At 70.0% G+C, this 12,984-nt stretch carries 11 protein-coding genes and 2 pseudogenes; 6 read left to right on the plus strand and 7 right to left on the minus strand.

The annotated features are described in order from the left end of the window. The 5 genes and pseudogenes from WBP48_RS06355 to WBP48_RS06375 form a co-directional block, all read right to left on the minus strand. A pseudogene (locus tag WBP48_RS06355) lies at positions 1–263 on the minus strand (urease accessory protein); the annotation flags it as partial. Beyond that, positions 263–1,966 (minus strand): urease subunit alpha, encoded by a 1,704-nt coding sequence (locus WBP48_RS06360; RefSeq protein ID WP_424437758.1) that lies wholly within the window; start codon positions 1,964–1,966, stop codon positions 263–265. The pseudogene WBP48_RS06355 and the gene WBP48_RS06360, both read right to left, overlap by 1 nt. Then, positions 1,966–2,325, minus strand: coding sequence for an urease subunit beta (ureB, locus tag WBP48_RS06365; RefSeq protein WP_424437760.1), 360 nt, complete (start codon positions 2,323–2,325; stop codon positions 1,966–1,968). Before ureB ends, WBP48_RS06360 begins: the two co-directional genes overlap by 1 nt. A gap of 9 nt (positions 2,326–2,334) precedes the next feature. Further along, a complete protein-coding gene (locus WBP48_RS06370; RefSeq protein WP_424437763.1) occupies positions 2,335–2,637 on the minus strand; it encodes an urease subunit gamma in 303 nt (100 codons plus the stop codon). A 175-nt stretch (positions 2,638–2,812) separates the two neighbouring features. Continuing rightward, positions 2,813–4,810 (minus strand): AMP-binding protein, encoded by a 1,998-nt coding sequence (locus WBP48_RS06375; protein WP_424437766.1) that lies wholly within the window; start codon positions 4,808–4,810, stop codon positions 2,813–2,815. 159 nt (positions 4,811–4,969) lie between these two features. Here WBP48_RS06375 and WBP48_RS06380 point away from each other — a divergent pair, with 159 nt between their 5' ends. Further along, on the plus strand, positions 4,970–5,509 hold the full coding sequence (locus WBP48_RS06380) for a YaeQ family protein (RefSeq protein ID WP_424437769.1): 540 nt from the start codon (positions 4,970–4,972) through the stop codon (positions 5,507–5,509). A 16-nt stretch (positions 5,510–5,525) separates the two neighbouring features. Here WBP48_RS06380 and WBP48_RS06385 read toward each other — a convergent pair whose 3' ends face one another. Further along, a complete protein-coding gene (locus WBP48_RS06385; RefSeq protein ID WP_424437772.1) occupies positions 5,526–5,921 on the minus strand; it encodes an NUDIX hydrolase in 396 nt (131 codons plus the stop codon). Between the two features lie 331 nt (positions 5,922–6,252). Between WBP48_RS06385 and WBP48_RS06390 the strand changes: the two genes are divergently transcribed. Continuing rightward, entirely contained in the window at positions 6,253–7,695 is a 1,443-nt protein-coding gene (locus WBP48_RS06390; protein WP_424437787.1) for an SDR family NAD(P)-dependent oxidoreductase, read from the plus strand. Positions 7,696–7,745: 50 nt separating this feature from the next. On the opposite strand, the gene WBP48_RS06395 is transcribed toward WBP48_RS06390, so the two are convergent. Then, positions 7,746–9,125, minus strand: a complete 1,380-nt coding sequence (locus WBP48_RS06395) for an aspartate aminotransferase family protein (RefSeq protein ID WP_424437775.1) — start codon at positions 9,123–9,125, stop codon at positions 7,746–7,748. 90 nt (positions 9,126–9,215) lie between these two features. Here WBP48_RS06395 and WBP48_RS06400 point away from each other — a divergent pair, with 90 nt between their 5' ends. The 4 genes and pseudogenes from WBP48_RS06400 to WBP48_RS06415 all read left to right on the plus strand — a co-directional run. Beyond that, positions 9,216–10,766 (plus strand): APC family permease, encoded by a 1,551-nt coding sequence (locus WBP48_RS06400; protein WP_424437778.1) that lies wholly within the window; start codon positions 9,216–9,218, stop codon positions 10,764–10,766. A 41-nt stretch (positions 10,767–10,807) separates the two neighbouring features. Then, positions 10,808–11,506, plus strand: coding sequence for an SDR family oxidoreductase (locus WBP48_RS06405; protein ID WP_424437781.1), 699 nt, complete (start codon positions 10,808–10,810; stop codon positions 11,504–11,506). 7 nt (positions 11,507–11,513) lie between these two features. Further along, entirely contained in the window at positions 11,514–12,719 is a 1,206-nt protein-coding gene (locus tag WBP48_RS06410) for a cation:proton antiporter (RefSeq protein WP_424437784.1), read from the plus strand. 3 nt (positions 12,720–12,722) lie between these two features. Further along, a pseudogene (locus WBP48_RS06415) lies at positions 12,723–12,984 on the plus strand (glutaminase); the annotation flags it as partial.

Here is a 12,984-nt window from a genome sequence, read left to right on the forward strand (position 1 = left end):
CAGCTGGGGGTGCGCGCGGCCCACGCCGCCTCGACGGGGCCGAGATCTTCGCCCGAGACGCGTGCGTGCCGTGCCGCGACGGCGGTACCCGCCTCGACGAGAGTCGTCGTCCGCACGCGTCCGCGCATCAGCTCTGGCAGTGCGGAGGCGTCGAGTCCACCCATGAGCGCCGGCTCGACGCCGGCGGAGTGCGCGTGACCGCCGGAGGGCAGGCGGGCATCGGCCAGCAGCAGCGCTGCGGTGGTGGGGGCCAGAGGCGACATCAGAACAGCTGGTAGAGCTGGGCGAGTGGCAGCACGGTGGCCGGGGCCGGTTCGACCAGGTCGCCGTCGATCGAGATGTCGAACGTGTCGGGACGGATATCGATGCGCGGCAGCGCGTCGTTATTGCGCATGTCGGCCTTGCCGACCTGGCGGGTGGACTGCACCGGCAGCAGGCGGCGCGTCAGGCCGAGGCGGTCTTCGATCCCGGCGTCCAGCGCTGCGGGCGACACGAACGACACCGAGAGGGTGCCGCCGATCGCGTCGGCGAACGACGGCCGCATGAGCACCGGCTGCGGCGTCGGGATGGAGGCGTTGGGGTCGCCGATCGCGGCCCACGCTATGCCGCCGCCCTTGACGACGACATCGGGGCGGAATCCGAAGAACCGCGGGTCCCACAGCACGAGGTCGGCGAGCTTGCCGGGCTCGATCGATCCCACCTCGCCGTCGACCCCGTGGGCCACAGCGGGGTTGATCGTGTACTTCGCGACGTAGCGGCGAGCCCGCTCGTTGTCGGCGGGCAACCCTCCGCCGAGCGCGCCGCGGCGGGCTTTCATGACGTGCGCGACCTGCCAGGTGCGGGTGATCACCTCGCCGATGCGGCCCATCGCCTGCGCGTCCGACGATGTGATCGAGATCGCGCCCAGGTCGTGCAGGATGTCCTCGGCGGCGATCGTCGTGGCGCGGATGCGGGACTCGGCGAAGGCCAGGTCCTCCGGCACGCCGGGATTCAGGTGGTGGCAGACCATCAGCATGTCGAGGTGCTCGGCGACGGTGTTGACGGTGTGCGGCAGGGTCGGATTGGTCGACCCGGGGATGACGTAGGGCAGGCTCGCGATGGAGAGAATATCGGGGGCGTGGCCGCCGCCGGCGCCTTCGACGTGGAACGCGTGGATGCTGCGCCCGGCCATCGCGGCGATGCTCGACTCGACGAATCCGGCCTCATTGAGCGAGTCGCTGTGCAGCGCGACCTGCAGGCCCCACTCCTCGGCGGCGCGCAGGCTCGCGTCGATCGCCGCGGGGGTGGAGCCCCAGTCCTCGTGCACCTTGTAGCCCGCCGCGCCGGCGAGCGCCTGCTCCTTGAGCGCCTCGGCCGAGACGGTGTTGCCCTTGCCGAGCAGCAGGATGTTCAGCGGCAGCCGGTCAAGGGCCCGGTGCAGCTGCTCGAGATGCCACGCGCCCGGCGTCACGGTCGTCGCCTTCGAGCCCTCGGAGGGGCCGGTGCCGCCGCCGACGATCGTCGTGATGCCGGTCGCCAGTGCCTCGTGCAGCTGCGACGGCGACAACAGATGCACGTGCGAGTCGATGGCCCCGGCGGTGAGGATCCGGCCCTCACCCGAGATGACATCCGTGGAGGGCCCGATGATCAGCCGCGGATCGACACCGTCGGCGATGTCGGGGTTGCCGGAGCGGCCGATCGCGGCGATGCGGCCGTCGCGGATGCCGACGTCGGCCCGGACGATGCCCCACCAGTCCAGGATGATCGCGTTGGTGATGACGGTGTCGACGGCACCGTCGGCACGCGAGACGGTGCTCTGGGCCATCGACTCCCGGATCGACTTGCCGCCGCCGAAGACGGCCTCCTCGCCGCCGACCGTCAGGTCGTCTTCGAGCTCGATCCACAGATCGGTGTCCCCCAGTCGCACCTGGTCGCCCTGCGTCGGCCCGTAAATGGCGGCATAGCGCTCGCGGTCGATGCGGGCCATCAGTCGGCATCCGTCGAGTCGGCATCCGTCGACGGGTCAGTCGTGCGCAGCTGGATGCCGGGGACGAGGCGGCGCCCGCGCAACGCCACCGCGCCGACGCGCTTGGACACGCCGGGCTCGAACCGCTCCGATGTCCCCGACGGGATGTCGAGGCGGAACCCGGCGGTCGCGGCGCGGTCGAACTGCAGTGCCGCGTTGACGTCGGGAAGGTGGATGTGCGACCCGATCTGCACCGGACGGTCGCCCGTGTTGAGGATCACGAGTTCGAGACGTTCGTCATCGGTGCGGTCGGCGTTGAGCTCGATCCATCCGGGACGCACCCGGACGGCACCGGGTCCTGACGCTGATCCTGCGGCCATGGCGACTCCTCAGTCGATCGGGTGGTGGAGGGTCACGAGCTTGCGCCCGTCGGGGAACGTCGCCTCGATCTGCACATCGGCGAGCATGTCGGCGACCCCCTCCATGACATCGGCACGGGTCAGCACGGTGCGGCCTTCGATCATCAGCTGCGCGACGTCGGCGCCCTCGCGAGCGCGCTCGATGACCCACGTCGACAGCAGCGCGACGGCTTCGGGGTGATTGAGTCTGATCCCACGATCGCGGCGGTCGCGGGCCACCATGCCGGCGACCGCGAGCAGCAGCTTCTCGGTGTCTGCGGGTGACAGGTGCATCGGTTCCTTCCGACGCGCGACGAACGCACCGCCGCGCAACGCGATCAGTTTCGCGCATCGACCGGGGCGCATGCCAGCCCGCTCGCGCGCCTTAACAAGATCGACACGCCCCCGCAATGGCCGGGGTGGATGGTCGAGCGGCTGCGCGCTCCGAGCGCGAGGGAGGGCGCCCGCGTTACCCGCGCTTCTTCCCCTTCTTCGACTTCTGCGGAACGGTGATCGCCGTGGTCGCCGGGCCGTGGTAAGTCGTGTCGAGTGCGGCGATCAGGTCGGTGATGACCGTGGCATCCTCGATCGTCGCGGGGATCTTATACTCCTCGCCATCCACGATCTGGCGCATCGTCTTGCGCAGGATCTTCCCGGAGCGGGTCTTGGGCAGCCGATCGAGGACCGTGACGTCGCGGAATGACGCGACCGGGCCGAGGTGGTCGCGCACGAGCTTGATGAGCTCGGTCGCGAGCCGGTCGTGGTCGATGTCGTGCCCGTGCTTGATCGTGACGAACCCCGCGGCGCGCTGACCCTTCAGCGGGTCGGCGACACCGATGACCGCTGCCTCGGCGACGACGTCGTGCTGCGTGAGGATCTCCTCCAGCGAACCGGTCGACAGGCGGTGGCCGGCGACGTTGATGACGTCGTCGGTGCGGCCCATGACGAAGAGGTACCCGTCTTGGTCGAAGTGACCGGCGTCGCCGGTGGCGTAGTAGCCGGGGAACGCCGTCAGGTACGAGTCGACGAAGCGCTGCCGGCTGCCCCAGATCTCCAGCAGATTGCCGGGGGCGAGCGGCAGCTTGAGCGCGATGTTGCCTTCGGCGCCGGGCTCGGTGAGGCGGCGCCCCTTCGAGTCGAGGATGTGCACGTCGTAGCCCGGCATGGGCAGCGCGGTCGAACCCGCCTTCTGCTCGAGGGCCTGGATGCCGAGGGGGATCGCGCAGATCGCCCAACCCGTCTCGGTCTGCCACCAGTGGTCGACGATCGGGACGCCCAGCCCGTCCTTGATCCAGTGCCACGTCTCGGGGTCGGTGCGCTCGCCGGCGAGGAACAGCGCCCGAAGCGACGACACGTCGTGCTCGGCCAGGTGCGTCAGCTCGGGGTCCTCGCGGCGAATGGCGCGCAGCGCCGTGGGAGCGGTGAACATCGTCTTGACGCGGTAGTCCTCAATGATGCGCCAGAACGTCCCCGCGTCGGGGGTGCCGATCGGCTTGCCCTCGAACATGATCGTGGTGGCGCCCGCGATGAGCGGCCCGTAGACGATGTAGGAGTGCCCCACGACCCATCCCACGTCGGATGCCGTGAACATCGTGTCGCCGACGCCGATGTCGTAGATGTGCTTCATGCTCCAGCTCAGCGCCACGGCGTAGCCGCCGTTGTCGCGCACGACGCCCTTGGGGCTGCCCGTCGTGCCGGAGGTGTAGAGGACGTACAGCGGGTCCTCGGATTTCATCGCGACCGGGTCGGCGGGCTCGGCGGCATCCTGGATCGTCGTCCAATCGAGCCAGCGCGTCCGGGTGTCATCGGCGTAGTCGGCGGCGCTGCCGGGGATGAGGGTGCGCTCCTGCACGATGACGCTCGCGACGCCCGATTCCGCGCCGCCGCACAGCTCGATGGCGCGACTGATGATCGGCAGGTACTCGACCGCGCGGCCGGGCTCCAGTCCGCCCGAGCACGTCACGATGACCTTCGGGCTCGCGTCCTTGACGCGCACCGCGAGCTCGGTCGCGGCGAAACCGCCGAACACGACGGAGTGGATCGCCCCGATGCGCGCGCACGCGAGCATCGCGATCGCCGCCTGCGGGATCATCGGCAGGTAGATGAGCACGCGGTCGCCGCGCTCGACGCCCTGTGCGCGCAACGCTCCCGCGAACCGGGAGACCTGGTCGCGCAGCTCGGTGTAGCTGAACCGGGCCTGCGTGCCGGTCATCGCCGAGTCGTAGATGAGCGCCGTCGCATCGCCCCGGCCGGCCTCGATGTGACGGTCGAGCGCGTTGTACGAGAGATTCAGCTCGCCGCCGGGAAACCAGCGCCACTCGGTGTCGCTCGTGACCTCGAGCGCGGATGCCGGTGCGACCTCCCAATCGATGCCTTCGGCGGCGTCGAGCCAGAAGCTCTCGCGCTCGTTCTGGCTCCGGTCCCGAAGCTCCCGATAGGGGGCGGCAGTTTGCAGGTCGTCGGACACGTATCTCTCCCTCGAAATCGCGTCACTCGACTTCGCCGTCGTGTGACCGATACTCAAGGTAAGAAATCAGGCGCGTCTATCAGTACCCTCCAAAGTTGGTGGCGGATACCGGGGCGGGGCGCCGTGAACGGTGGCGATGCGGCACCGTAGGCTCGGAGCATGGCCGCCGGTGCAGTGATCCACACGTTCGACGTGCAGCTGGCGGACCTCGACCGCGGCGTGTACGAAGACCTGTCGCTGCGCATGGCGCAGCATCCGTCCGAGACCACTGCCTTCATGGTGACGCGCCTGCTCGCGTACTGCCTGGAGTATGCGGAGGGCATCGCGTTCACGGAGGGGATCGCCGCGACCGACGAGCCCGCGGTGCTCGTGCGCGACGCGACGGGGCGCGTCATGGCGTGGATCGAGGTCGGGGCGCCGGATGCCGAGCGCCTGCACCGCGGGAGCAAACTCGCCGACCGCACGGCGGTCTACAGCCAGCGCGACCCCGCGAAACTGCTGCCGCTGTGGGCGGGCAAGAAGATCCACCGCGCCGACGAGATCACCCTGCGCACCTTCGATCCCGGGTTCGTGGAGGCCGCGGCCGCCGCGACCGCCCGCCGAAACTCCCTCACCCTGTCGGTGACGGAGGCTCAGCTCTACCTCGACCTGAACGGCACGAGCCTCACGTCGTCCGTGCACGAGCACCGGCTGGGGTGAGGGCGCGGGCGGGCGGTCAGGCGGCGAAGAAGTTGTCGCGCGCGAGCGGGGCGACCTCCAGGGTCGCAGCCTCGGCGCGCGAGACCCAGCGGAGCTCCTCGATCTCGGCCGCGACGGCCGGATGCTGGCCGCCGATGTCCACGGTGAACACGTCCGCGACCACGGTGAACCCGGGCTCATTGGCGGCGGCGGCTTCGAACCGGCCGAGGGGCGCGAGCGCGGCGGCATCCACCCTCACGCCCAGCTCTTCGGCGAGCTCGCGGCACAGGGTCTCGGCCGCGGTCTCGCCCGCCTCGGGCTTACCGCCCGGCTGCATGAACGCCGTCGTCCCCGCCTTGCGGACGAGCAGCAGCCGGCCGTCGGCATCGACGATGACGGCGGCCGAGACGTGGATGCGGCGGTTGACGGTCACGGAGGCACGGTAACAGGAGATCGGCGCTGAAGCGAAAGTCTCGTGACATGACCCAGATGTCCTTGCCCCACGGCGCGGCAGCGCCCCTGAAAAGCTGGCCCGAAAGCGATCGGGTGCCCGGGGCGCGCGCCCGAACTCCACCAATCTGACGTGCGGAGGGCGGCGATTCGCCGGAATCACGCGGAACGCGCCCGGATACGACGGCGAATTGGTGGAGTTCGGGCACCTCCGGGGCAGGCGCCTACAATCGTGTGTGCCCGAGACGACCCCCGACGCCGATCCGCTCGCCGACGAGCAGGCCAGCGAGCAACCCGGCGAACGTCCCGGCGGCATCGATCCCGCGGATCTCGAGATCACGCTGCGGGTGCTCGCGGGCCTGCACGAGATCGACCAGACGCATCCCGACTTCGTCGCCGTTCGGCGCGCGACCGCCAGGATGTTCAAGGCCGCCAAGATCGCCCGCCGCCGTCAGTTGCGCGAAGAAGAGGCCGCCGCCGACCGCGCCGTCGTCGCCGCGACGGCCACCGGTGCGCCGGACCGGATCGACGACGAGACCCGCGGAATACCCATCTCCACCTCGACGACCACCCCGACGGCGGGGACGCTCCGCCGCGCCCGCGCCTGCTACATCTGCAAGCAGCCGTACACCCTCGTCGATGCGTTCTACCACCAGCTCTGCCCGGCGTGCGCCGCGATGAGCCACGCCAAGCGCGACGCCCGCACCGACCTCACCGGCCGCCGCGCACTGCTCACCGGTGGCCGCGCGAAGATCGGCATGTACATCGCGCTGCGGCTGCTGCGCGACGGCGCGCACACCACGATCACGACGCGCTTCCCGCGTGACGCCGTCCGCCGGTTCTCGAGCCTCCCGGATGCTGCGGACTGGCTGCACCGGCTCAAGGTCGTCGGCATCGACCTGCGTGACCCCGCCCAGGTGCTCGGGCTCGCCGACGACGTCGCCGCGGCCGGGCACCTCGACATCCTCATCAACAACGCGACGCAGACGGTGCGGCGCTCGCCGGGCGCGTACCAGCCGTTGGTGGATGCCGAGTCGGCGCCCCTCGCGGCCAGCCCCCACGGCATGCCCGAACTGATCACGTTCGGGCACACGAACGACCGGCATCCCCAGGCGCTGGAGCGCTCGGTCACCGCCCACCCGATCCTCGCCGCTGCCGCGGCGCGCGCCGACGAGCTCACCGAGCAGGCGCTGGCCGCCGGCTCCAGCTCGCTGGAGCGGCTCGTGGCGGGCACCGCGATCGACGCGGGCGGGCTCATCCCGGACCTCCAGGACACCAACTCGTGGGTGCAGGCGGTCGACGAGGTCGACCCGCTCGAGATGCTCGAGGTGCAGCTCGCGAACACGACGGCCCCGTTCCTGCTCATCTCCAAGCTGCGTGCGTCGCTTGCGGCGAGCCCCGCCCGCCGCACCTACATCGTCAACGTCAGCGCGATGGAGGGGGTCTTCAATCGCGGTTACAAGGGGCCGGGGCATCCGCACACGAACATGGCCAAGGCCGCCGTCAACATGCTCACGCGCACGAGCGCCCGCGAGATGTTCGAGTCGGACGGCATCCTGATGACGAGCGTCGACACCGGCTGGATCACCGACGAACGTCCGCATCCCACCAAGGTCCGCCTCGCGGAGGAGGGTTTCCACGCGCCGCTCGACCTCGTCGACGGCGCGGCCCGCGTCTACGACCCGATCGTGCGCGGCGAAGCGGGCGAGGACCTGTTCGGCGTCTTCCTCAAGGACTACCGCCCGGGTGCGTGGTGACTAGCGCGTGGTGACCGGCGCGACCGGCGCCAAGTCCCGCCCCGCCGCACCTACAGCCGCGCCCACGCCTCGCTGAGCACGCCGCGGAGGATCTGCTCGATCTCGTCGAACTCGCCGGGCCCGATCGTCAACGGCGGCGCGAGCTGGATCACCGGGTCGCCGCGGTCGTCGGCGCGGCAGTAGAGCCCCGCCTCGTAGAGCGCTCCGGAGAGGAAGCCGCGCAGCAGCCGCTCCGACTCGGCGTCGTCGAACGTCTCGCGCGTGGCCTTGTCCTTGACCAGCTCGATGCCGAAGAAGTAGCCGTCCCCGCGCACGTCGCCGACGATCGGCAGGTCGGTCAGCTTCTCGAGCGTGCGGCGGAAGACCGGCGAGTTCTCCCGCACGTTCTGCAGCAGCCGCTCCTCCTCGAAGATGTCGAGGTTGGCCATCGCGACGGCCGCCGCGACCGGGTGCCCCGCGAACGTGTAGCCATGCGGGAACGACACGTCGCCGTGCGCGAACGGCTCATACAGCCGGTCGCTCACGATCGTGCCCCCCATCGGGACGTAGCCGCTCGTCACGGCCTTGGCGAACGTGATGATGTCGGGCTGGTAGCCGTACGCGTCGCACGCGAAGTACTCGCCGATCCGCCCGAATGCGCAGATGACCTCGTCGCTGACGAGCAGCACGTCGTAGCGGTCGCAGATCTCCCTCACCCGCGCGAAGTAGCCGGGCGGCGGTGGAAAGCAGCCGCCGGAGTTCTGCACCGGCTCCAGGAACACCGCAGCGACGGTGTCGGGACCCTCGAACAGGATCATCTCTTCGATGCGATCGGCCGCCCACACCCCGAACTCCTCCGGCGTCGTCCCGGTGAACCCCTGCTCGGCGGCCCGATACCAGTTGGTGTTGGGCACCCGGAACCCGCCGGGAGCGACGGGTTCGAACATCTGCTTCATCGACGGCAGCCCGGTGATCGCGAGGGCGCCGTGCGGCGTGCCGTGATAGGCGATCGCGCGGGAGATGACCTTGTGCTTGGTGGGCTTGCCGGTGAGCTTGAAGTAGTGCTTCGCGAGCTTGAACGCCGTCTCGACCGCCTCGCCGCCGCCGGTAGAGAAGAAGACGTGGTTGAGGTCGCCCGGCGCGAGATCCGCCAGGCGCGCCGCGAGCTCGATCGCCTGCGGGTGCGCATACGACCAGATGGGAAAGAACGCGAGCTCGGATGCCTGCCGCGCCGCCGTCTCGGCGAGGACGCGCCGGCCGTGGCCCGCGTTGACGACGAACAGGCCGGACAGTCCGTCGAAGTAGCGCTTGCCCGCGGCGTCCCACACATGGTGACCGTCGCCCCGCACGATGATGGGGACACCGCCGGTCATCGTCGACTGCCGCGCGAAATGCATCCACAGGTGATCCTTCGCGAGTTGCTGCAGTTCTGCCTCGGTCCGATCCGTCATTTTTTCTCCTTGGTTCCTGCCCCGAACCCTAGCTATTCTTCCCTCACGGCGTCACTGGGGACGCGATCCCACGTGAGGGCGGAGCGCACCATGACCGAGTTCGGCAGCACCACACCTATCCACCTTGATCGCGGCGAAGGCAAGGGCCTCGCCGCCGGAACGCTGGGCCTGTGGGGCTCGACCGTCATCGGTCTGGCCTCGACCGCGCCCGTCTACTCGCTCGTTGCCACCCTGGGCTTCGTGGTGCTGGCGGTCGGCGGGCAGGCACCGATCGCGTTCGTCATCGCGTTCGTGCCGATGCTGTTCATCGCATACGCGTACCGCGAGCTCAACAACGAGATCCCCGATTGCGGAACGACGTTCACGTGGGCGACCAAGGCCTTCGGCCCGTGGGTGGGCTGGATGGGCGGCTGGGGCGTCGCCGTCGCGGGCATGGTCGTGCTCGCGAACCTCGCCCAGATCGCCGCGGTCTACTTCTGGGACCTGCTCGGTCTGGAGCTGGCGAACAACGACTGGCGCATCATCCTGGTCGCGGTCGTGTTCATCGCCGCCATGACGTGGGTCAGCTGGCGCGGCGTCGAGATCGGTGAGCGCATTCAGAACGTGCTGCTGGCGATCCAGTACCTGGCACTGGCGATCTTCGTCGTGGCGGCGCTCTGGCAGTTCTTCGCCGGCACGGCTCCCGGGGCGACGGCGTTCGACTGGGAGTGGCTGAACCCGTTCGCCTTCACCGACTTCCACGGGTTCACCGAGGCGGTGCTGCTGGCTCTGTTCATCTACTGGGGCTGGGACACCTGCCTGGCTCTGAACGAAGAGACGAAGGACCCCAAGCGCATCCCGGGCCTGGCCGCGCTGCTGACGTGCGTCCTGCTGCTGTTCACTTACGTGTCGGTGACGATCGCGGCGATGATGTACGCCGGGCTCGGCGAGGACGGCACGGGCCTGGGCAATGAGGCCAATGCCGACGACTTCTTCCTCGCGATCAAGGACGGTCTGCTCGGGCCGTGGGGCTGGCTGCTCGTGGTGGCCGTGCTGATCTCTGCGGTCTCCTCGACGCAGACCACGATCCTGCCGACCGCCCGAGGCACGCTCGCCATGGGGGTGTACCGTGCGCTTCCGGAGCGGTTCAAGCGCGTGCATCCCGTGTACAAGACGCCATCGTTCTCGACCCTCGTGATGGGCATCGTCGCCACCCTCTACTACGTCGGCATGACGCTCGTCAGCGACAACATCCTGCAGGACTCGATCCTCTCGCTGGGGCTCGCGATCGCGTTCTACTACGCGATCACCGGGTACGCCTGCGTCTGGTACTTCCGCAAGGAGTTGTTCACGTCGGGACGCAACGTCGTGTACCGGTTGATCCTGCCGCTGCTGGGTGCCCTCATGCTCACGTTCGCGTTCGTCCAGTCCGCGATCGACATGTGGGACGTCGACTACGGCTACACGGTGCTGCTCGGCATCGGCGGGACGTTCGTCGTCGGCATCGGCGCCCTGCTGGTGGGTGTCGTCCTGATGATCGTCTGGTCCTTCTTCCCGCGTTCCAAGCCCTTCTTCGACGGCCGCTCTCTCAACCGGGAGACGCCCGTCATGGTCCCCGAAGAGCCGGGGGAGTACGTGCGCTCGGTCGATGGCGGCGTCTGAAGCAAGCGGGTGACGCGCAGGAGGGGTGGGAGGATGGTCGGGTGACCGCCACCCACCTCATCACCGGTGCGGGTTCCGGTATCGGGCGGCTCGTCGCCGAACGCCTGCACGCGCGCGGCGACCTGCTCGTCCTCGTCGCCCGCGACGACGCTCGGGCCGCGGACCTGACGGCGGCGTTCCCCGGCAGCATCCCGATCATCGCCGACCTCGCGAGCCCTGAGGCGATCGCTCCGGCGGTGCAGGATGCCGACGTCCCGGCATCCGTGGACACACTGATCCACGCGGCGGGCGTCGTCGAGCTCGGCGCCGTCGGCGACCTGCCGCTGCAGGCCTGGACGAGTCAGCTCACCGTCAACCTCGTCGCCCCCGCCGAACTCACCCGCGCGGTGCTGCCGCGACTGCGCGCCGCGCGCGGGCAGGTGCTGTTCGTCAACTCCGGCGCGGGGCTGAATGCGCACCCCGGCTGGGCGGCCTACGCGGCGTCCAAGCACGGTCTGAAGGCGCTCGCCGACGCGTTGCGCGGCGAGGAGGCGCGGCACGGCGTGCGGGTCACGACCATCTACCCCGGTCGCACCGCGACGCCTATGCAGCAGAAGGTCCACGAGCAGGAGGGCGCCGAATACGACCCGACGCAGTGGATCGATCCGGAGTCGGTGGCGACGGTCGTCCTCGCCGCCCTCGACCTGCCGCGGGATGCGGTCGTCAGCGACCTGACGGTGCGCCCAGGGCCGCGGAGCTGAGCGGGCGATGGGAGATCTCGACGCGGCGATCGTGCTGATTCCGCTGCTCGCCGTGCTGGCGCCGTTGGCGGCGCGTGCGGTCGGACGATGGGTGCGGGTGCCGATCGTGGTGTTCGAGCTGCTGCTCGGCATCGTCGTGGGCCCGAGCGTGCTGGGTCTGGCCGGCACATCGGCGTTCGTCGACCTGCTCAGCGAGTTCGGCCTCGCGATGCTCTTCTTCGTCGCGGGGACCGAGCTGCAGTTCACGGCGCTGCGCGGGCGGACCGGCCGTCGGGCGATCGCCGGATGGGTGCTCAGTCTCGCCGTCGGCACCGCCCTCGGCATCCTCGTGGCGCCTCCCGGCGAACCCGCCGGCGCCATCGTCGTCGGCATCGCGCTGTCGTCGACGGCGCTCGGCACACTGCTGCCGATTCTGCGGGATGCCGGGGAGATGCGCACGCCGTTCGGAAAGGCCGTGGGCGCGATCGGCGCCGTCGGCGAGTTCGCGCCGCTGATCGCGATCTCGGTCCTCCTCGGCAGTCGCTCGCCGGGGGTGGCGACCATCGTCCTCGCCGCGTTCCTGCTCGTGACCGCGGGTGCCGTCTGGTATGCCATGCGCGTGCCCCAGGGTGCACTGCACCGGTTCGTCAACGCCACGCTGCACACCTCGGGCCAGTTCGCGATGCGCGTCGTCATGCTCATCCTGGCCGCGCTCGTGGGGTTGAGCGTCGTGCTCGACCTCGACATGCTGCTCGGCGCGTTCGCCGCCGGAGTCATCTGGCGTCTGCTGATGCGCGACGCCGACGCGGCCGCGCGCGACGCCGTGGAGAGCAAGGTCGAGGCCGTCGCCTTCGGCTTTCTCGTCCCCATCTTCTTCATCTACACGGGCATCTCGTTCGACCTCGAGGCCCTGCTGGCCGATCCCGTCCTGCTCGCACTGGTGCCGCTAGGGCTGGTGCTGCTGCTGGTCGTGCGGGGGCTTCCCTCGATGCTCGCCGCCCCGGTCGGCGCGACACCGCGCACGCGGTGGGCGACGGCGCTGATGGGAGCGACCGGCCTGCCGATCATCGTGGCGGTCACCGCGATCGGGGTCGATCACAAGCTGCTCGGCAGCGGTGCCGCGGCGGCGCTCGTCGGCGCGGGCATGCTCTCGGTGCTCATCCTGCCGTCGGTCGCGATGGCACTGCGAGGCGACGACGTGACGACGCCCGCACTCCGCGACGAGGAGACCTGACCGGTGGCCACGGTCTTCGCCCTGCTCGACGACGCACGCGCGCGACTCGCCGGCGCGCCCCGGGAGCGCTTGGGCGACTGGGCGCACGCGCGCAAGCTGCTGGGCTTCGGCCGCGCGCCACGGATCGTCCCGGTGGGCGAGGCGTGGCACGTGGGGGTGTTCTTGATCGGGGATGCCGCGGTCTACGCGACGGGCGAGGTGCTCCGCGCCCGCTCCGAGGCGCCGCGCGGCTACACGGCCGAGGCGCAGCGGGCCCGCTCCGAGC

Origin of the sequence: Microbacterium sp., from assembly GCF_049661145.1 — a bacterium.
GTDB lineage: Bacteria > Actinomycetota > Actinomycetes > Actinomycetales > Microbacteriaceae > Microbacterium.

What these genes read in the sequence shown, in the direction of transcription:
- WBP48_RS06395 (WP_424437775.1), bottom strand. Translation starts at nt 9,125, where the DNA reads ATGACGGATCGGACCGAGGCAGAACTGCAGCAACTCGCGAAGGATCAC.
- WBP48_RS06360 (WP_424437758.1), bottom strand. Translation starts at nt 1,966, where the DNA reads ATGGCCCGCATCGACCGCGAGCGCTATGCCGCCATTTACGGGCCGACG.
- WBP48_RS06400 (WP_424437778.1), top strand. Translation starts at nt 9,216, where the DNA reads ATGACCGAGTTCGGCAGCACCACACCTATCCACCTTGATCGCGGCGAA.
- WBP48_RS06370 (WP_424437763.1), bottom strand. Translation starts at nt 2,637, where the DNA reads ATGCACCTGTCACCCGCAGACACCGAGAAGCTGCTGCTCGCGGTCGCC.
- WBP48_RS06410 (WP_424437784.1), top strand. Translation starts at nt 11,514, where the DNA reads ATGGGAGATCTCGACGCGGCGATCGTGCTGATTCCGCTGCTCGCCGTG.
- ureB (WP_424437760.1), bottom strand. Translation starts at nt 2,325, where the DNA reads ATGGCCGCAGGATCAGCGTCAGGACCCGGTGCCGTCCGGGTGCGTCCC.
- WBP48_RS06380 (WP_424437769.1), top strand. Translation starts at nt 4,970, where the DNA reads ATGGCCGCCGGTGCAGTGATCCACACGTTCGACGTGCAGCTGGCGGAC.